Source organism: Streptomyces sp. NPDC050560 (genome assembly GCF_044457285.1).
Taxonomy (GTDB): domain Bacteria; phylum Actinomycetota; class Actinomycetes; order Streptomycetales; family Streptomycetaceae; genus Streptomyces.
The window spans coordinates 924,098-943,479 of the sequence record NZ_JBITGT010000001.1 but is presented as its reverse complement, the minus strand read 5'-3'; the positions used below and the strand labels follow the sequence as shown (position 1 = coordinate 943,479).

The following is a 19,382-nucleotide window of genomic DNA, read 5'->3' as shown; positions in this document are numbered from 1 at the left end:
GTGATCGATATCAGCGAGTCCGTGATGCAGGCCCTCCTCGCGTTGATCGTCGTGGGCCCGCTCATCGGCGCCGCCACGGTCTTCCTGCCACCGCCGCCCGGGCTGAAGGGGAAGTCGCCGCAGCAGGCCGTGCTGCGGCACGGGGTGCTGGTGACCGGCGCCGTCCTGGCCGCGGCCGTCGTCCTCGCGCTCGGCTTCGACCGCGACCACCCGTCGACGATGCAGGCGAGCACGGACATCAGTTGGATCGCCGCGCTCGGCGTGCGCGTCCACCTCGGTGTCGACGGCATCTCACTCCCCCTCCTGCTGCTGACCGCCCTGCTTACCTTCCTGTGCGCGCTCTATAGCTACAAGGCGCCCCCCGCCGGGCGCGGCCCCGGGACCAGGGCCTTCGTGGCGCTGGTGCTCGTGCTGGAGTCGGGGACGCTGGCCACCTTCGCCGTCCTCGACCTGCTGCTCTTCTTCCTCGCCTTCGAGACGGTGCTCATCCCGATGTACTTCCTCATCGCCCGCTGGGGCGGGGCGGCCAGGCAGGCCGCCGCGTGGAAGTTCATCCTCTACACCCTCCTCGGCTCGGTGGTCATGCTGCTCGGCCTGCTCCTCATCGGGCTGCGGGCCGGCACCTTCGACATGGTGGCACTCGCCACTGACAACGGCCGGGGCCTCAGCACGTCCGTGCAGGTCATCGCCGTACTGGCGATCGGGCTCGGGCTCGCGGTGAAGTCCCCGATGTGGCCGCTGCACAGTTGGCTGCCCGACGCCCACACCGCCGCCCCGACCGTCGGCTCCGTACTGCTCGCCGGGGTGCTGCTGAAGATGGGCACCTACGGCTTCGTCCGCATCCTGCTGCCGGTCGCCCCCGACGGCATGCACGCCTTCGCGCCCTACCTGGCCGCGTTCGCGGTCGCCGGGATCATCTACGGGTCGCTCGCCTGCCTCGCCCTCGTACGCCGCGGCGGCGGTGGCGACCTCAAGCGGCTCGTCGCCTACTCCTCCGTGGGCCACATGGGCTTCGTGCTCCTCGGCGTCGCGACCATGACCCCCACGGGCGTCAACGGCGCCCTCTACGCGAACATCGCCCACGGCCTCATCACCGGGCTGCTGTTCTTCCTCGTCGGCGGCCTCAAGGCGCGCACGGGCACCACCGACCTCGACACCCTGGCCAGGGAGAGCGGCGCCGCCCTCTACCGGCGCGCGCCCCGCCTCGGCGGCCTCCTCGCGTTCGCCGCGGTCGCCTCGCTCGGGCTGCCGGGACTCGCCGGGTTCTGGGGGGAGATGCTGGCGATGTTCGGCGCGTTCCGCCCCGACGGCGCCCTCAGCAGGCCCGCCTACCTCGCCTTCACCGCGCTCGCGGGCCTCGGCACCCTGCTCACCGCCGCGTACATGCTGCTCGTGGTGCGCAGGGTCTGCATGGGCGCCGCCGCGCCCGAGGAGGGGCGGGGCGCCGCGCCCGCGGGGGAGCGGGGCGGCCCGCCGCCGCTGCCCGACGTGCGCGGCCACGAGGTCGCGGCCTGGTCGCCGCTCGTCGTCCTCACCGTGGTCGCCGGGCTCTGGCCCGCCGCGCTGCTCGGCCTCAGCGACCCCGCCGTCCAGCACCTGCTCGCAGGAGGCACCCCGTGACCGCAGGAGGCACCCCGTGACCTTCACCGCCGCCGGCGCCGTGCAGTCGGTGGACTGGGTGGCCATCGCGCCGCCCGCGCTCACCGCCGCCTTCGCGCTGCTCGTGCTCGTCGCCGACCTGTTCCTGCCCGCCGCGCGCAAACCGCTCCTCGGCTGGGTCTCCGTCGCCGGGCTCGCGCTCGCCGCGCTCACCCTGCTGCCGCTGCGCGAGGGCGACCGCACCACCTTCTGCACCGCGCGCGAGAGCGCGCTGTGCTCCTACGCGGCCGACCGCTTCGCGCTCGTCGTGCAGTTCCTGGTGCTCGGCGGCGCGCTGGTGGCCGCGCTGATGTCCGTCACCGGCCGCCGTGACGCGCGCGTGGGACGCGCCCTGCCCGAGGGCGAGTACTGGTTCCTGCTGCTGTCGTCCGCCGCGGGCGCCGCGCTGCTGCCCGCCGCCCGCGACCTGGCGACCCTGGTGGTGGCGCTCGAAGTGGCGTCGCTCCCGGCGTTCGCGCTGGTCGGGATGCGGCGCGGGGACCGGCGCTCGGCCGAGGCCGCGCTCAAGTTCTTCCTCTCCTCGGTGACCGCCACGGCCGTCACCCTGCTCGGCGCCAGCTTCGTCTACGCCGCCACCGGCAGCCTCTACCTGGCCCGCATCGCCGAACGGCTCGACGCCGTGGACGGGCAGCTCCACACGCTCGCGCGCGCGGGCGTGGCGCTCACCCTGGTCGGCTTCGCCTTCAAGACGGCGGCGGTGCCCTTCCACTTCTGGGTGCCCGACACCTATGTCGGCGCCCCGCTGCCGGTCGCCGCGTACCTGTCCGTCGTCGGCAAGGCGGTCGGCTTCTCCGGGCTCATCCTCGTCACCGTCGTCGGCTTCCCCTCGTACGCGGACGTGTGGGGCCCCGTGCTCGCCGTCCTCGCGGCGCTCACCATGACCGCGGGCAACGTGGCCGCGCTGCGCCAGCGCGCCACGCGCGCGTACGGCGCCGTACGGCTGCTCGCCTGGTCGTCGGTGGGGCAGGCGGGCTACCTGCTGGTGCCGATCGCCGCCGCCGGCTACTCCGACCGGCCGCGGCACGCCATCGGCTCCACGCTCTCGTACGCGCTGATGTACGCGGCCGTGAACATGGGGGCCTTCGCGGTCGCGGCACTGGTGGCGCGCGCGGCGCCGCTGAACCGGCTCTCCGACTACCGGGGCCTGTACGGGCGCCACCCGCTGGCCGCGGTGGTGCTCGGCTTCTTCCTGCTCTGCCTGGCGGGCCTGCCGCCCGGGATCATCGGGCTCTTCGCGAAGGTCACGGTGGTCTCCTCGGCGGTCGACGCGGGGCTCGGCTGGCTCGCCGTGGTCATGGCCGTCAACGTGGTGCTCGGCCTGTACTACTACCTGCGGTGGACGGCGGCGCTGTTCCGCGCGCCCGACGCCGGGGAGGCACCGGACGCCGCCCCCGCGGCGCCGTCCCCCGACGGGGCCGCCACCGCGCGCGTACCGCTGCCGATCGCGGCCACCATCGCCCTCACCTGCGCCACCGCCCTCGCCCTCTCGGGCGCGCCCCAACTGGTCCTGCGGTTCTCCTCCGGAGCGCTCTTCTAGACAACCGGGCGGGGCGACCGGGCCCGCGTCCCGCCCCGCGCCCCCGCCTCCCGCCGGCCGTTCAAAAGACCCCCCGCACCCACCCGAAGTAACCACCCCGCCACCCTCCGCATCCCCCGTTCGGCGTCCTCCGCCCTCGCGGGGAACTTGGCGTCGAGAGGTGGCGTTGATCTGTGCAGGAGGGTCCACTGGACAGGTAAGCCGCACCCCACAAGCAGAAGCGTTCCCCCGCCGCACCACCAGGAGGGCGTAGTGCACCGCCGCCACAACGGGCTCAAGACCGCCCTTCTTCTCGGAGGTCTCTCCGCGCTCATCCTCGTGATCGGCAGCTTCTTCGGCCGCATGGGCCTGGTGATCGCGCTGCTCGTCGCGCTCGGCACGAACGCATACGCGTACTGGAACAGCGACAAGCTGGCCCTGCGCGCGATGCGGGCCCGCCCGGTGAGCGAGTTCGAGGCCCCGGCGCTCTACCGCATGGTCCGCGACCTGTCGACGCAGGCCCGCCAACCGATGCCGCGGCTGTACATCTCGCCCACCGAGGCGCCGAACGCGTTCGCGACGGGCCGCAATCCGCGCAACGCCGCGGTCTGCTGCACCGACGGCATCCTGCGGCTGCTCGACGAGCGCGAGCTGCGCGGCGTGATCGGGCACGAGCTGAGCCATGTCTACAACCGCGACATCCTGATCTCGTCCGTGGCGGGCGCCCTCGCCTCGGTGATCATCTTCCTGGTGAACTTCGCCTGGCTGATCCCGTTCGGCCGCTCGGAGGACGACGAGGGCCCCGGCCTCTTCGGCATGCTGTTGATCATGCTGCTCGGCCCGCTCGCGGCCTCCGTCATCCAGCTCGCCGTCAGCAGGTCCCGTGAGTACCAGGCGGACGCCTCCGGCGCCCAGCTCACCGGCGACCCGCTCGCCCTCGCCAGCGCCCTGCGCAAGCTGGAGGACGGGACGCGCAGGCTGCCGCTGCCGCCGGAGCCCAGAATCGAGACGGCAAGTCACATGATGATTGCGAACCCTTTCCGACCGGGGCGGGGAATGGCGAAGATGTTCTCCACCCACCCGCCGATGGCGGAGCGGATCGCCCGACTAGAACAGATGGCAGGTCGTCACCGGTGAAGACAATCCTCAACCTCATCTGGCTTATCTTCGGAGGGATCTGGCTCTTCCTCGGCTATGTGGTCGCCGGGGCGATCCTCTGCATCACGATCATCGGCATCCCCTTCGGCATAGCCGCTTTCCGCATCGCGGTCTACGCGCTGTGGCCCTTCGGCCGCGCGGCGGTCGAGCGCAGGGACGCGGGCGCGGGCTCCCTCATCGGCAACGTCCTCTGGGTCATCCTGGCCGGCTGGTGGCTCGCGCTCGGCCACCTGTTCACCGGCATCGCCCAGTGCATCACGATCATCGGCATCCCGCTGGGCCTTGCCAACTTCAAGCTCATCCCGATCTCGTTGACCCCCCTGGGCCGGGAAATCGTCTCCACGGAGCAGCAGTTCGCCGGCTGGTAGCCCCGCCGGGACCCCCGTGCGGGCCGCGGCCCCGTCCCAGTCCGGGCGCGTGAACCGTCGTCGTCCGGGCACCCTCACCTCCGTACGAGCCCGCGACCCGCGCAACCGCGTGGTGTCCGGGGGGCGTCCTCCCGGGTGGAAGGGCGTCCGACCGCGGTCGCGAGGGCAACGGTGGCGTGCGGCGAGACCGCACCGCAGAGAGGTCAGGACATGGGCATCATCGGCTGGATCATCCTCGGACTGCTGGCAGGGGCGATAGCCAAGATCCTGCTGCCGGGCCGCGACCCGGGCGGTCTGATCGGCACCACGCTCATCGGCATCATCGGGGCCTTCCTCGGCGGCTGGATCTCGTCGAAGTTCCTCGACCACCCGATCAACAAGCACTTCTACGACGGCCCCACCTGGATCTCCGCCATCGGCGGCGCCCTGGTGCTGCTGGTCGTCTACCGCATCCTCTTCGGCAACTCCCGCTCCCGCCGCTGACGGCCGCGGCAGCGGACCACCGAGCAGGCCCCACGCGGCGGGCCGCCGGGCACGTGAGGCGCGCCGCCCCCCTGAGAACCGGGGGGCGGCGCGCTGTTTCGTGAGGGGTCCCGCGCCGTCGATGTCAAATTGGCATCGAGAGCGCGCGATCCGGTTGAAGGGGTGGCGCGCCCGTGGCCAGCGGCGAATAGTTGTGACGGACTTTTGCCGATTCGCGCTGCCCGGGCGGCAGTCGCTACGTTCGGATCGTACGGAAGCAACGGGCGGTGCCGTCGTGGCGGCACCGCCGGGTCGGGGGGACCGTAAGGTGGCGTTGTCGGGCATGCGGCCACAGGCCGGGGGGCCGGGGGAAGCGGCGGGACCACACGGGCCGGCGCGCGCCGCGAGAGGCGGCGGCGCCCAGCTCTTCTTCACCTCGGGGGTGCTCGACCCCTCGGCGCTCGGCGACCCGCGCACCGCCGACGTCCTCATGGCCGCGGCCCAGCGGGTCTCCGCGCGCCTGCGCCCCAGCGACGTCCTGCACGCGGCGCTCGCCGAGCGCGGCGGCCCGCTGCCCGCGCTGGAGACCGCGCTCGCCGAGGGCGCCGCCGTCCGGCACGTCCTCGACACCGTCGACGTCTACAACCCCCCGGGCGACGGCTACGAGTTCGACGGCTCGCCCGCCGGAGTCGCCCCGGAACTGCTCGCCGCCCTCGACGACTTCGCCGCCTTCGCCGACTCCGAGGCCGAGCGCGCCGCCGCGTCCGCCGCCGGGCCCGATCCCAGCCGCTCGGTCCTCCTCGCCAAGCCGCCGCCGCCCGCGCGCCGCGGCAGGCTGCCGGGGCGGCTCGCCGACGTCGCGCTCGAACTCCTCGTCGCCTGCGTCCTCGAAAACCCCGACGCCCAGGACCGCGAGTTCCTCGGCGTCCTCGACGCCCCGCTCGCCGCCCGGCTGCTGCGCGAGCGGGTCCGTATCCATCTGGAGCCGCTGCCCGAGCTGTTCGACGACAGCTCGGGGCGGCTGCGCTCCGAGGAGTTCACCGCCGACGCCTGGGCCACCCTGGAGCAGGCCGCGGGCCTCGGCGCCGACCTCGGCTACGACCGGTTGCTGCCGCCGCACGTCCTGCTCGCCCTGCTCTCCGAGACCGAGGGCCTCGCCGAGCGCCTGGTACGCCTGCAACTCCCGCCGCACATCAGCCTCGTCAAGGCCGTCGAGATCATCGCCGCCGCCTTCCGGCTCTCCACGCGCGGCCGCGAGGCCCCGCCGAGGCTGCACCGCGACGAGACCGGCGACACCCTCGTCACCCTGCTGCGCGGCGCCCGCCGTACCGCCACCTACTGGGGCGCGGAGCGCATCGACACCCCCCACCTGCTGGCCGCGCTCCTCGACGAGCCCCCGCAGCGGCTCGCCGGAGTCCTCTCCGCCGAACCCCTCAGGCTCGACCTGAACAAGCTCCGCGGCCATCTGCGCGAGGCCCTGCGGGACGCCCGCAACGCCGTGCCCCGCGAGGTGCCGTACAAGCTGCCGTCGTTCCTGCCGCCGTCCGAGGATCTGACGTACCTCGCGCGCACCGACGGCATCCTGCCCGCCCGCCACCTCGACCACTACTTCGACCCGCTCTCCCGCGCCCTGCACCGCTCCGAGAACAACCACGTGCTGATCACCGGGCTGCCCGGCGTCGGCACCACGACGCTGCTGCGCGAGCTGGCCAGGCGGGCCGCCGCGGGCGAGATCCCCTTCCTGCGCCGCAAAAGGTTTCTGCGCGTCGACTGCCGGGACGTCGCCCCCGAGCAGAGCAAGGACCAGCTCGCCGAACTCGTCGGCCAGGTCTCGGGCCGCACCGACCTGGTGGTCTGCGTGGACGGCCTCGGCAGGCTGCTGCGCGGCCCGCACGGCGTCAACCACCTGCTGGAGCTGCGCCGCGCGCTCGGCGAGCGCAGGCTCCACCTCATCGGCGTGCTCACCGCGCACGACTACGAGGACCTGCTGACCACCGACCACGCCCTCCAGGAGATGACGACCCGCGTCGACGTGGTCGAGCCGGGTCAGCAGGACGCCCGCGCCATGGTGCGGCAGGCCGCCGACGGGCTCGCCCAGGAGTTCGACGTCCGCGTCGACGAGCGCGCCGTCGCCCGCGCCGTCGTCCTCGCCGGGGACTTCATCGCCCACCAGAAGCTCCCGCTGTCCGCGGTACGGGTGCTGCGCAGGGCCTGCGAGGACCTGCACTACGCCCGCACCCAGCAGGGCGGCACCAGGGACGCGGTCGAGACGTCCGACGTGGTCGGCGTCGTCGCGGAGCTGTCCGGGGTGCCGCGCGAGCAGATCGCCGGCATCAGCGGCGAACGCGTCGACCACGCCGCCGCCCTCGCCACCGAGGTCGTCGGCCAGGAGGCCGCCGTACGGGTCGTCGCCGAGGAGCTGCGCAGGATCAAGTCGGGGCTCGCTGGCGTCAGCTCGGGGCCCGCCTCCGTGCTCCTGTTCGCCGGGCTCACCGGCGTCGGCAAGACGGAGCTGGCCAAGGCCGTGGCCAACCTGTACTCGGCCTCCAAGCGGCTCCAGACGTACCCCATGGAGAACTTCACCGAGCCGCACAGCGTCTCCGGCATCATCGGGTCGCCGCCCGGCTACATCGGCCACGACCAGGGCGGCAGGCTCATCAACGAGCTGAACGCCGACCCGTACTGCGTCTTCCTCCTCGACGAGACCGAGAAGGCGCACCCGGAGGTGCTGCGGCCCTTCCTGAACCTCTTCGACGAGGGCTGGATCACCGACCAGCGCGGCGTCAAGGCGCACGGCGACCGCGCCATCTTCGTCATGACCACCAACGCGGGCCACGAGGTCATCTCCTCGATGCCGCCCACCGCGAGCGACGAGCAGATCGCCGCCGCGGTCCGCGCCAGGCTCGGCAAGATCACCACCCGGCGCGGCGAGAACGTGTTCACCCCCGAGTTCCTCGCCCGCATCCGCCGCATCGTCGTCTTCAGGCCCCTCGGGCTCGACGCGATGACCGGCATCGGACGCAAGGTCCTCGAACGCCAGCGCGCCTTCTGGCGCGACAAGCGCGAGAAGGAACTCGTGGTGCCCGAGGAGCTGCTGCGGTACGCGGGCGAGACCGGGCACAGGCTCAACACCGAGGCACAGGGCAGGGAGGGCGGCCGGATCATGGCGAGGCTGCTGTCCGACCTGGTGGAGACCCCGGTACTGGCCGCCGTGGAGCGCGACCAGACGGCGTACCGCAGGGCCGCCACCATCGCCGTGGGCTTCCGCGTCGACGCCGCGGGAAACCCGCACACCACGGTGGACTTCCCCCCGGCGGAAAACCCGCCCGCCGAGCCCGCCGCGGCGGAACCGGGGGCCGCGCCGCCGCTGTCCTACCCCGACGAGGGCCAGGACGGCGCCACACCCGCCGGGCCCGGCGGAACCGAGGGGTGAAGGCAGGTGCGGCATGACACAGACCGGTGACTCCGGTCTGCTTGACCTCGCGGGCAGGACGGTCGACCGGCGCTACGTGCTGCGCGAATGGCTCGGCGGCGGCGGCTTCGGCGGGGTGTACAGGGCCGAGCAGTACATCCTGGGCCGCCCCGTGCGCAGCGTCGCCTGCAAGCTGTCGCGCGCCACCGGCGTCCGCGAGGACACCGCGGCCGAACTCTTCGCCGACGTGCTGCTCCAGGCCGAGGTGCTGGACGGCCTCACCGACGCCGAGGCCCGCGCCCACCTGGTGCAGGTCTTCGACGGCGGCCTCGCACCCGACCTCGGCGGCCGGGCCTTCCTCGTCATGGAGTACGTGCGCGGCTCCACGCTCGCCGACGAGTTCGCCGCCATGGAGCGCGTACCGCAGTCGCAGATGCTCAAGTGGGCCCGGCAGATCTGCGTCGCGCTGCGCGGACTGCACTCCCTGGTGCCGCCGCTGCTGCACCGCGACCTCAAGCCCGACAACGTCCTGCTCGGCACCGACCGCACCGTCCGCCTCATCGACTTCGGGCTCTCCGCCCGGCTGCTGGAGAGCGGCGACGTCCGCGGCACCGTCGGCACCGCCGACTACATGGCCCCCGAGACCGCCGACGGCGCCAGCCTGCCCGCCTCCGACATCTACTCGCTCGGGCTGCTCGTGTACGAGGGCCTGACCGGCCGGCACGCTTACGCCCACCTGCTGCCCCCGCGCCACCTGCCGATGCGCTCGTACGCGAACTGGCTCAGGGACCGCAAGAGCGCGGGACCCCCCCCGAAGCCCTCGGCGTACAACAACTCCGTGGGACCCGAACTCGACGACCTGGTGATGCGCTGCCTCGAACTGCGCCCCGCCGACCGCTTCGCCACCGCCGCCGACCTGCTGGCGGATCTTGACGCGCTCGCCGCGGCCGACGCGGCGGAACAGGGCGCGGCGCCCGGCGCGCCCCGCGGCGCGCGCGCCCGCGCGGGTGAGCCGCAGGAGCTGGCGGACGCGCGCGCGGCACGTGCCGCGGGCGATCCCGCGCGCGCCGTCGCGGGGCTCGGCAGGCTGCTCGCCCGGCAGAGCGGCGCGAGCCTCGCGCCCTGGCGCGCCGCGGTGCTCGCCGAACTCGCCTGCGCCCACGAGGACCTGCACGACCACGGCGCGGCCGCACGCGGCTGGGCCGACGCCTACCACGAGGTGCGCCGCGGCGCCCCGGTGCCGCGCGGCGAGTCCCGCGCGGGGCTCGCCGCGCGCGCCGAAGCGGCCTTCAGAGAGGCCGGAAACGCGTTCCAGGCGGACCGCTTCGCGCGTCTGAGCCGCACGGAACAGGGACGGAGGTGACGGATGAAGCCCCAGAAGTCCATCAAGAACAGCCTGTCCGGAACCGGGCGGCTGATCAACGCCTGGGCGAGCGCCGAGGAGGAGAGCGACCCGGCCGAGGGACTTGAACGCATGCGCGGCCTGTTCGAGCGCTTCGAGAGCCGTCCCGCGCGCACCGCCGAGCTGTGGCCCGACTTCCAGCGCTCGCTGCTCAGCGAACCGTTCCTGGCGCTGCTCACCCCGCCGGACGTCAACCGGCTGCGCGACATCGGCGAACTCGCCGCCCGCGAGGAGGGCACCACGCTGCCCGACGTGTGGCTGCCGCTCGCCCGCACCCTGCGCGGCCGCGGCGCGCCGGGCGACGCGCCCCAGGCGGTCTCCCTGTTCACCAGGCTCTACCAGTCCGGCGGGCTCACCGCGCAGGCCGCCGCCGACGTCGCCGCGGAACTCGCCCACCTCGGCGCCGACGGCGAGGACCAACTCGCCCTCTACGCCGACCTGCTGCGCACAAACCCGCAGATCCCGCAGGCCGTCTACGACCACCTCGCCATGCTGCTCGCCGCGGGCTTCGAGGCGCCCGCCGACCGCCTCGCCAAGGCCGGGGTACTCGCCAGGGCGCTCGCCGACCTGCCCACCGCCGTCCCCGGCGGCGCCCGCGCGCTCGGCTTCTGCGAGCTGCTCCTCGCCGACAACGCCGCGGGCGCCGTCCCGTACTTCGAGGCCGCCTGCCGCGCCGACCCCCGCGACGGGGAGGCGCTGCGCGCCCTCATCGCCGCCCATCTGATGGCGGGCAGCCCCGCGGCCGCCGTCACCGCGGCCGAGAGCAACCCCCGCACCCTCGGCGAGCGCGGCGCGCAGCTCGCCGACCTTTCCCGCATGCTGCTCTGGCTCGACAGCCCCGACGCCACCGCCGCGGGCACCCCGGCCCCGCTCGACGCGGAGCGCATCGCCGCCCTCGGCGAGGGCCCCGACACCGGACCCTGGCAGCGCTACGCGCTCGGCCGCGCCCAGCTCCTCCAAGGCCGCGCCACCGAGGCCAGGGACCTGCTCGTACCGCTCGCCGAGCGGATGCCGGTGCGCGCCGACATCGCCTACCACGCCGCCTGGGCCCAACTGCTGTGCGGCGAGACCGCCCCCGCGGCCGCCCGCTGCCGCGCCCTGCTCGGCGTCGACTGGGCGCTCGGCGGCCCCCTCGTCGACGCCGACCCCGACACCCCGCTCGACGAGGCGGAACGCGCCTCCTTCACGGACGCGGGCGAACTGCGCGACGTCGCCGCCGCCCGGCTCAGGCTCGCCGAGGGCAGACGGCCGCCGCGGCTGCCCGAGTGGGAGGAGCTGCCCACCGCGGGCGCCACCCTGCCCCAGCTCCTCGAAACCCTCCGCGCCCTCCTCGCGGTCGCCGCCGCCCGCCGCCAGGACGCCGTACTGGCCAGGCTGCTCAGGCTCCCCCTCTTCGCCCGGCTGCCGCTGGCCGAACAGTGGCTCTGGTACGGGCTGCTCGCCCTGCCGACCTACCCCGACGACGGCAGACAGCGCCTGGAGAACGCGTACGGCATGGGCCGCCGCCAGGCACGGCTCGCGCTCGCCGGGCAGGAACTCGCCCAGGGTGACCCGGCGAAGGTCGCCGCCCTCCTCGACGGCCTCACGGGGCGCCGCGCCGAACTGCTTCGCGCCCGCGCCGAGATCCGCCTCGGCGACACCGCCGCCGCCACGGAACGGCTCGTACCACTGGCCGCCAAGGGCTCACCGCGCGCCCGCTACGAACTCGGCCTCATCGGCTTCCTCGCCGCCGTCGTCGCCTGGGCCGAGGGCCGCCGCGACGAGGCGGTGCGGCTCGCCGAGCCCGCCGCGGCCCGCTTCACCGACGCCGTCGTCACCGGCGTGGACGCGCTGCCGCCCGTGCCGGGCGGCGCCAGGGGCCTCGGGCAGGCCGCCAGGCTGCTCGCCGAGCGCGCCCAGCGCCCCGGCACCGGGCGCGCGCCCTGGCGCCCGGTGCGCCACCGCGAGGACGTCGGCTGGCTCCTCGGCCTCGCCCAGCTCCAGGCGGAGCCCGCGGACGCCGAGCCGGTGCTCGCCGAGACCATGGTCGACTGGGCGCTCGGCCACCCGGGCGCCGACGGCGAGCCCGCCGTCAGGGCGCTGGGCGCCGCCCTCGCCCGCGGCTGCGCCGTCGCCCCCGACGACGAGGTGCGCGCGGAACTCTTCGCCCAGCTCGAACGCCTCACCGAGCGGCGCCCGCTGCCCGAGCTGACCCGGCTGCGCGGCCGCGCGGCCCACCTCGCCGGACTCCTCGCGGGCAGCCGGGAGCCGGGCGCGGAGGCCGCGTCCGACCCGCTGCTCGCACTGGCCGCCGCCGCGCCCGCGCTGGCCCGCGGCGACCGCGAAGGCGCCGCACGGCTGCTGACGGCCCCCGCGGAACAGGGCGCGGAGGCCGGGGCGCCCGCGCCCGCCGCCGCCCAGGCGGCAGGCGGCACCGCGCTCGCCACCGCCGCCGTCGGCGTCCCCGCGCCCGCCGGAGTGCCCGCCGCGGAACAGCTCGGCGGCCCGGGGCCCGACGGCTGGGGCGACGGCCGCGAGGCCCGTATCGCCCGCTTCGTCGGCCACGCGCTCGCGGGCACCCCGGACCAGGGCGACCCGCCCGACGACGGCATCGCCGCGCTCACCGCGCCGCTGCTCGTCGCCCGCGCCGCCGGGCTCGCCGCCAAGGACCCGGGCGCCGCCGCGAGCGCCCTCACCGAAGCCCTCGCGGGCCACAACCTCACAGGACTGATCAGCCTGGAGACCGCGCTGCCCGCGCTCTGCGCCCGGGTGGCCCGCGCCAAGCGCCGCGACCCGCGCACCACCGCGCTCGCCGCCGCCATCCAGCGCGTCGCCAAGGCCCACGAGCGCGCCGACAGGTCGGACCGCGACTCGGCGCCCGACGCAGACGAGGGCGCGATGGCGCTCACCCTCGCCCGCTGCGCCACCGCCGTCGGCGACCACAAGAACGCCGAGCGGATGTGGCGCCGCGCCCTCAAGGCCGCGCCCGCCGGGGCCGCCCCGGCCGCCGCTGCCGCCACGGAGTTTGCCGCCTACCTCTGCCACCGCGCCACGGTCGCCTACACCGAGGACGACCCGGAGGGCGCCAGGCTGCGGCTGCGCAAGGCGCTGCGGTACGTGCCGGGCGACCACCCGGCCGTGCAGATGGTCGCCGACCTCGAACGCGACGACCACATGGACGCACTCCTCACCCATCTGCTCCCCGACTCCGTGCCGGGACCCATCGAGCGCACCGGCCGCTTCAGCGCCCTGGAGGAGGCGCTGTCGCGGCGGACCGCGCTGTGGGAGGCGCTGGTCGGCGACGACCCCACGGTCACCACCAGGCGGCTGACCGAGTTCGTCACCGAGCACAGCCTCGACGTCCCCGTACTGCACTCCCTCGCCGTGCTCTACCGCGAGGACGTACGCTCCCGCCTCGCCCGCTCCGCGGGCACCGGGGCGGACCTCGTCACCGCCACCGCGCTGTGGACGCTCATGCTCGCCTCGCCCACCTTCTGGAACGCCTACGGCGACCGCGTCGGCGACGACGAGGAGCGGGCGGCGCTGCGCGCCGAGCTGACCGGGGAACTCCTCGAAGCGCACCGCGCGCAGGGCGCCCGCGCCCTCGTCGAGGGCGACAGGAAGGGCGCGCGGCTCCACCTGGGCTGCCTGACCGCGGTGCGCGACGGCATCTCCACCACCCGCGCCCTCCTCAAGGACGGGCCCTTCGCCCAGGCGTGGACCGACACCGGCGCCCACCGGCCGACGGCGGACATCATCGAGGCGCTCGAAGCGCTGATGAACACCCCGGGCGCCAACGCCGAGCTGTTCAGGCCCGCGTCCGCCCGCGCCAAGGAGCTGATCGACGCCTGGACGGTCGAGGTCGTGGAGTCCGCGCGCGAACGCGTCGAGGACCCGGCGGCCGTCGCCAAGCTGCCGAACGGCATCGACAAGGACTACGAGTCCGGCATCGCCGCCCTCGAACAGGCCGTGCTCTGCGGCTTCCAGCCGCCGCGGCTGCTGCTGACCATCCTGGAATGGCACAACGGCTGGCAGAACTGCCTCTACCAGATGGACGAGCGCGACCGGATGCGCAAGGTCGTCGACGGCGCCGTGCCCTACGCGGCGCTCCTCGCCGACCAGTGCGAGCCGGGCCGCGGCCACCTCAGGGAGAACCAGATGCTCGGCCAGCACTGGGTCGACCGCGGCTTCCTCGACACCACCAAGGACGCCCTGGACTACTTCGAGGAGGCCCTGAAGTGGGACCCCTCGAACTCCAACGCCCCCTCGCTCCTCGACAGGCGCCGCGAGTCCGTGCTGTTCGACAAGGTGTACGCGGAGAACAAGGCCCGCCGCTACGACAGCGCGCTGCGCGCCCTCGACGACGTGCCCCGCAGCTCCGCCACCGAGAAGTCCATCGACCGGCTGCGCGCCGTCATCCTCATGAACAAGGGCACCAAGGAGCTGAACGACTTCGACTTCAAGGCCGCCGAGCAGCACATGCGCCAGGCGCTGCACCTCGCCAGCACCGGCGCCGCGGCGGCCGACACCCAGCACTACGCGGACGCGGAGGAGGCGCTGCGCAGCGTCGCCACCGGCCTCAACAACCGCGGCGTCGCCCTCGCCGACAAGGCCATGGACACCTACGGCAGCTATGCGCGCAGCAGTCCGCGTCTCGCCACGGAGCTGAACACCGCGCTGTCGATGCTCATGGACGCCCAGCGCATCGACCCGGGCAACCAGACGGCGCGCAACAACGCCGACAGTGTGAGGGACCTGATGAGGAGGCTCGGCCTGTGACAACGGCCAACGACAGGCCCAACCCGTTCCACGTGCTCGGCCTCCCGGTGGACGCCGACCAGCAGACCGTCGTGGAGCAGGCGGAGGAGGGCATGCAGACGGCCGCCTCGGCCCAGGAGCGCGAGCTGTACGACTGGGCGATGCGGGAGCTGATCAAGCACCCGCACACCAGGCTCGGCCACGAGCTGACCGAGCCCCGCCCCACCGACTACCGCGACAGGCGGCGCGACGCGTTCGTCCGCCGCAACCGCGGCAACCCGGCGAAGCTCCCGGGACACCGGCTCGGCCCCGAGGACTTCGACCTGCCCGAGGCCGTACGGCGGACGGTGCGCGAGCTGATCGAGGCCACCCCCGCGGGCGGCCTCGCCACCCTGCCGGTCACCTCCGGCGACACAGAACCGGAACTGGAGGTACGCGATGTCCTCTTCTGAGCCCTCTTCCGGGCCCTCTTCTGGCATCCGCCCCACGGGCACCCGTACGGCGGACCAGGCGGCCGCGGCCCCCGAGCCGCTCGACTGGGACGCGTTCACCGAGCGCGCGGTGCCCACCGGGCTCGGCGAGACCGTCTCGCCCGAGGCGGAGCTTGCCGGGCTGCTCCAGCGGCGCCAGGACGACATCGGCGCGGCCAGGGGCGTGGGCGCCGAGTCGACGGCGAAGGCCCAGGAGACCCTGTTCGAACTGGCCTCCCTGCTCGGCAGCCTGGAACGTGTGGTGCAGCGCGCCGAGGGGCCGATGGCGGAGAGCGGCCACAAGCGGCTGCACCGCCAGCTCAGGGTCCTCAAGGACCAGATGTTCCAGGCGCTCGCCGACGACGAGGTCGAGGTCAGGGACCCGGTGGGGCAGCCCGCGGACGCGGTCGCCGACTGGGTCGACCCGGTCGGCTGGCGGCAGGGCCCCCAGTACACCTCCGAAGTGGTGGCGCAGACGGACGAGCCCGCGGTCTTCCACCGCGGCGCCGTCGTCCGCTTCGCCCGGGTCATCATGGGAGCCCCGGAACCGGAGCCGCCGCGGGCCGCCGAGCCGCCCGGGGCGCCGGAGGCGGAGGCCGCGGGGGAGCACGCGGACGGGAGGGCTCCCGAAGCGCCCGCGGACAATGGCCCACAGGCGGCGGACCCCGCGGCGGACCAGGCGACGGCCGGCGGCGCGAGCGGTGCGGACGACGTGAGCGACGCGGCAGACGCGCATGAAGCGGACGACGCGGACGACGCGGCGGACGCGAACGAGGCGAACCGCGCGGCAGACGCGGTGGACGCGGACAACGACGCGGCGGACAACGCCGCAGACAACGCAGAAACGGGCGGGAACGCATGACGCAGCAGATGGTGAGCAAGGCCGTCGGAATCGACCTCGGGACGACCAACAGCGCGGTCGCGGTCATGAACCCGTCCGACAGTGAGATCGTCATCCACCGCGATCCGGTCACCAAGTCGTACACCACGCCGAGCTGTGTGTGGCGTGCGCCGTCGGGCGGCGACCTCGTCGTCGGCCGCAAGGCGTTCGCCCGCAAGGGCAGCACCCCCGAGCCGATCACCTCGGTCAAGCGGCTCATGGGCAGCCCGCGCACGGTGCGGCTCGGCGCCGAGGAGTTCACCCCGCCGCAGGTGTCGGCCGCGATCCTCGCCGAGATGAAGCAGCAGATCGAGGCGGACGTCTCCCGGTTCGACACCCCGGGCGTGCGGTGGATCGTCGACCGCGCCGTCGTGACCGTGCCCGCGTACTTCGACCAGCCGCAGATCGACGCCACCCGGCAGGCCGCGGAGCAGGCGGGACTCGAAGTACTCGGGCTGCTGCACGAGCCCACCGCCGCCGCGAGCCACTACTGCTGGCGCACCGCCACCCAGAACGGCACGTTCCTCGTCTACGACCTCGGCGGCGGCACCTTCGACGTCAGCGTGCTGCGCTGCACCGCGGGCACCTTCGAGGTGCTGGGCATCAGCGGCAACAACCGCCTCGGCGGCGACGACATCGACGCCGCCTTCGCGCGCCACCTCCAGCACATGCTCCAGGAGGACGACTACGCGCTCGACCTGCGCCCCGAGGACGACCCCGAGGACCGGCTGCGCTTCAGCCAGCTCACCATCCTCGCCGAGGGCGCCAAGAAGGCCCTGACCGACCGCACCGAGTACATGCTGCGCGACGCGGGCCGCCTCATGGACAAGGACGGCAACCCCGTCGTCATCGAGACCGTCCTCGAACGCTCCGAACTCGACGACGTCGCCCGCCCCATCATCGAGCGCACCTTCACCTACTGCGACGAGGCCATCCGCCGCGCCCAGGAGCGCGCCGGCATCACCCTCGCCGACGTCGACCACATCATCCTCGCGGGTGGCTCCACGCATATGCCGCTGGTGCGCGAGATGGTCGCCCAGGAGCTGTGCGGCACCGCGGCCCCCGACTCGCCGCGGCAGGTACGCGCCGCCTGCTCGGAGCCGGTGTACGAGCAGGTCGACACCGTCGTCGCGCTCGGCGCCGCGGTGCGCGCCGCCGCCGTCGGCGGCCTCGCCGTCTACGACGAGCAGCGCACGGTACGCGTCTCGTTCCACGGCACCGCGGCCACGGGGCGCACCACCACCTCGGTCGGCGGCACCGTCACCGCGCTCGCCGAGGGGCTCGACCTCACCGACGGCCAGGTCAGGCTGACCACCACCGGCTACGAGGACGAGGCCGACCTGTCGGCCGAGGGCGCGTTCTCCTTCAAGGACGTGCCCGTCCAGCCCGACGCGGAGAGCAACCTCACCTTCGAGGTGTACGACGGCTTCGGCGACCTGCGCGCCACCGCGGGCCGCCCCCTCGCCCACAGCTCCGGCCCGGCCAAGCCGCTCGGCGGCTCCGGCGGCGCCGCCATCACGTCGAAGGCCGTCCTCCTCGAAGTCGACCTCGGCGACGGCCGCAAGGGCCGCAAGGAACTGGTGCCCGCGATGCAGTCGCTGCCCTTCGAGGCCGACTTCGAGTTCGCGCACCCCGGCCGCAGCAAGGTCGAGCTGCGGCTCTTCCAGCAGAGCGTGCCGATCCGCGTCATCACCGTCGAGGTGCCCTCGTCCACCCCGCGCGGCACCGCGGTCAGCATGAACGTCGCCATGCACGAGAACGCCGCCATCACCGTGCGCGGCACCATCGGCGAGGCCACGTACGACGCCCTGCTGGAACTGCCGGCCGAGCGCGAGATGCCCAGCGAGGGCGAGATCGAGTCGCTGTTCAAGCGCTTCGAGGACAACGTCGGCTATCTGCCCGCGGGCCCCCAGAACACGGCACGCGCCCAGTGGGGCATGGCCCGCAAGGCGTTCGAGGACTCCAAGAGCAACGGCGACACCTCGGGGGCCGTCCACGAGTTCCAGGAGCTGGAGCGGGTCGCCGACTCCGTCGGCCAGAACGTCGTCGAACTCACCCCGCCCAAGCAGGACTTCGACGAGCTGGTGCAGGACTGCCTGACCCTGCACGCCAACCTCGCCGAGAACGGCGTCCCCGGCGGCAAGCCCTTCGACGCCGCCGAGACGGCACGCTCCATCGAGGAGCAGCGCCGCCGTGGCGAGCGCGCGTGGACCAACGGCGACCAGTTCGCCTACGGCGAGGTCATCCAGGCGCTCCAGCGCACGTACGACTACCTGGAGGGGCTGCGCAGGACCGGTCCTCCGGTCGCGGACCTGCCGGTCGAGGTGCGCGCCGAGAGCCTGCTGCGCGCCGGGCTCCAGGGCGTCGAGGAGATGCTGCGGGTCGCGATGGGCAGCGGCAGGACCAGCGAGCAGCGCGAGCTGGAGACCATCAAGCACGACCTGGAGATGCTGACGCCCAAGCTGCCCACCGAGCCTCAGCGGGTGCTCCAGGAGAGCAGCAAGGCCGTCGCCAGGCTGCGCCAGATCGCCAAGGTGCTCCTCGGCCCCCAGGGCAGCGACGACATCGGCCTCCCCGTCGACCTGAGCGGAGGCCGCGGATGACGGTCGCACCGAGGCAGGGCCAGGCCGCCGTGCAGGCCCCGCACCCCGACACGGGCTCGCTCGCCTGCCCGCTGCCGCGCTGCCGCGCGGTCAACGACGCCGCCGCGGAGACCTGCCGCCAGTGCCAGACCCCGCTGCGCGCCTATGCCAGGCTGCGCAGCCACCCTGCCAGGCTCTTCAACGAGGGCCTCGCCGCGGCCAGGGAGGGCCGCATCGGCGCGGCGCGCGACCGCTTCGCCGCGATCGTCCACTGGTGCCCCCACGACACGGAGGCCCGCAGCGCCCTGGCCCTGGCCTGCCTGTTGCAGTCCGACCCGGGGGAGGCGCGCCACCACTGGAACCTGGTCCTGGAACGCCGCCCGAGCGACGCGGCGGCACTACGGGGCCTCGCGATGCTGACCCGGGGGCCCGACCCGGCCCCCGTACCGGCGCGGGCGGACGAGACGGCGGAGACGGGCGAGACCGAAGCGGCGGCCGAGCCGGTGCCGGAACAGCCCGCGGACGACGTGCGGACGAACCCCGCGGACGCGCAGACGGACAAGGAGCCGGAGCCGGAGCCGGGGCCGGGCACGGAGAAGGCGAAGGAGAAAGGGAGGGAGAAGGACGAGCCGGACGAGCCGGACGGTACGGGCGGTACGGGCGGTACGGGCGGGGACGAGGCCACGCCCGCGGCGGACGACGGGAGCGCCGCCCCCGCCCCCACCACGGCCTGACG

General features: G+C 74.2%; 12 protein-coding genes. All 12 read left to right on the top strand.

The window, feature by feature from the left end; translation table 11 throughout:
• Positions 1–1,620: a NuoM family protein gene (locus tag ACIBIW_RS04035; RefSeq protein WP_399331613.1), complete on the top strand. Its 1,620-nt coding sequence runs from the start codon at positions 1–3 to the stop codon at positions 1,618–1,620.
• Between the two features lie 16 nt (positions 1,621–1,636).
• Positions 1,637–3,196 carry an NADH-quinone oxidoreductase subunit N gene (locus ACIBIW_RS04030; RefSeq protein ID WP_399331611.1) on the top strand — a complete coding sequence of 520 codons (1,560 nt, stop codon included), beginning with the start codon at positions 1,637–1,639 and terminating at the stop codon, positions 3,194–3,196.
• A gap of 252 nt (positions 3,197–3,448) precedes the next feature.
• On the top strand, positions 3,449–4,312 hold the full coding sequence (gene htpX / locus ACIBIW_RS04025; RefSeq protein WP_399331609.1) for a zinc metalloprotease HtpX: 864 nt from the start codon (positions 3,449–3,451) through the stop codon (positions 4,310–4,312).
• The gene (locus ACIBIW_RS04020; protein ID WP_399331607.1) at positions 4,309–4,701 is read left to right on the top strand and encodes a YccF domain-containing protein; all 393 of its coding nucleotides are present in this window, start codon (positions 4,309–4,311) and stop codon (positions 4,699–4,701) included. The genes htpX and ACIBIW_RS04020 overlap by 4 nt, the downstream gene beginning before the upstream one ends.
• Before the next feature lie 210 nt (positions 4,702–4,911).
• The gene (locus tag ACIBIW_RS04015; RefSeq protein WP_399331605.1) at positions 4,912–5,184 is read left to right on the top strand and encodes a GlsB/YeaQ/YmgE family stress response membrane protein; all 273 of its coding nucleotides are present in this window, start codon (positions 4,912–4,914) and stop codon (positions 5,182–5,184) included.
• Between the two features lie 322 nt (positions 5,185–5,506).
• Entirely contained in the window at positions 5,507–8,596 is a 3,090-nt protein-coding gene (locus ACIBIW_RS04010; protein WP_399331603.1) for an AAA family ATPase, read from the top strand.
• 13 nt (positions 8,597–8,609) lie between these two features.
• The gene (locus ACIBIW_RS04005; RefSeq protein WP_399331601.1) at positions 8,610–9,938 is read left to right on the top strand and encodes a serine/threonine-protein kinase; all 1,329 of its coding nucleotides are present in this window, start codon (positions 8,610–8,612) and stop codon (positions 9,936–9,938) included.
• A gap of 3 nt (positions 9,939–9,941) precedes the next feature.
• Positions 9,942–14,735, top strand: a complete 4,794-nt coding sequence (locus ACIBIW_RS04000) for a hypothetical protein (protein WP_399331599.1) — start codon at positions 9,942–9,944, stop codon at positions 14,733–14,735.
• The gene (locus ACIBIW_RS03995; protein ID WP_399331597.1) at positions 14,732–15,166 is read left to right on the top strand and encodes a hypothetical protein; all 435 of its coding nucleotides are present in this window, start codon (positions 14,732–14,734) and stop codon (positions 15,164–15,166) included. The genes ACIBIW_RS04000 and ACIBIW_RS03995 overlap by 4 nt, the downstream gene beginning before the upstream one ends.
• A complete protein-coding gene (locus ACIBIW_RS03990; RefSeq protein ID WP_399331595.1) occupies positions 15,153–16,046 on the top strand; it encodes a hypothetical protein in 894 nt (297 codons plus the stop codon). Before ACIBIW_RS03995 ends, ACIBIW_RS03990 begins: the two co-directional genes overlap by 14 nt.
• Complete coding sequence (locus ACIBIW_RS03985) at positions 16,043–18,667, top strand: Hsp70 family protein (protein ID WP_399331593.1); 2,625 nt, start codon at positions 16,043–16,045, stop codon at positions 18,665–18,667. The genes ACIBIW_RS03990 and ACIBIW_RS03985 overlap by 4 nt, the downstream gene beginning before the upstream one ends.
• The gene (locus ACIBIW_RS03980; RefSeq protein WP_399331591.1) at positions 18,664–19,380 is read left to right on the top strand and encodes a hypothetical protein; all 717 of its coding nucleotides are present in this window, start codon (positions 18,664–18,666) and stop codon (positions 19,378–19,380) included. The genes ACIBIW_RS03985 and ACIBIW_RS03980 overlap by 4 nt, the downstream gene beginning before the upstream one ends.
• Positions 19,381–19,382: the final 2 nt, after the last annotated feature.

What these genes read in the sequence shown, in the direction of transcription:
- ACIBIW_RS03985 (WP_399331593.1), top strand. Translation starts at nt 16,043, where the DNA reads ATGACGCAGCAGATGGTGAGCAAGGCCGTCGGAATCGACCTCGGGACG.
- ACIBIW_RS04010 (WP_399331603.1), top strand. Translation starts at nt 5,507, where the DNA reads ATGCGGCCACAGGCCGGGGGGCCGGGGGAAGCGGCGGGACCACACGGG.
- ACIBIW_RS04005 (WP_399331601.1), top strand. Translation starts at nt 8,610, where the DNA reads ATGACACAGACCGGTGACTCCGGTCTGCTTGACCTCGCGGGCAGGACG.
- ACIBIW_RS04015 (WP_399331605.1), top strand. Translation starts at nt 4,912, where the DNA reads ATGGGCATCATCGGCTGGATCATCCTCGGACTGCTGGCAGGGGCGATA.
- ACIBIW_RS03980 (WP_399331591.1), top strand. Translation starts at nt 18,664, where the DNA reads ATGACGGTCGCACCGAGGCAGGGCCAGGCCGCCGTGCAGGCCCCGCAC.
- ACIBIW_RS04000 (WP_399331599.1), top strand. Translation starts at nt 9,942, where the DNA reads ATGAAGCCCCAGAAGTCCATCAAGAACAGCCTGTCCGGAACCGGGCGG.
- ACIBIW_RS03990 (WP_399331595.1), top strand. Translation starts at nt 15,153, where the DNA reads ATGTCCTCTTCTGAGCCCTCTTCCGGGCCCTCTTCTGGCATCCGCCCC.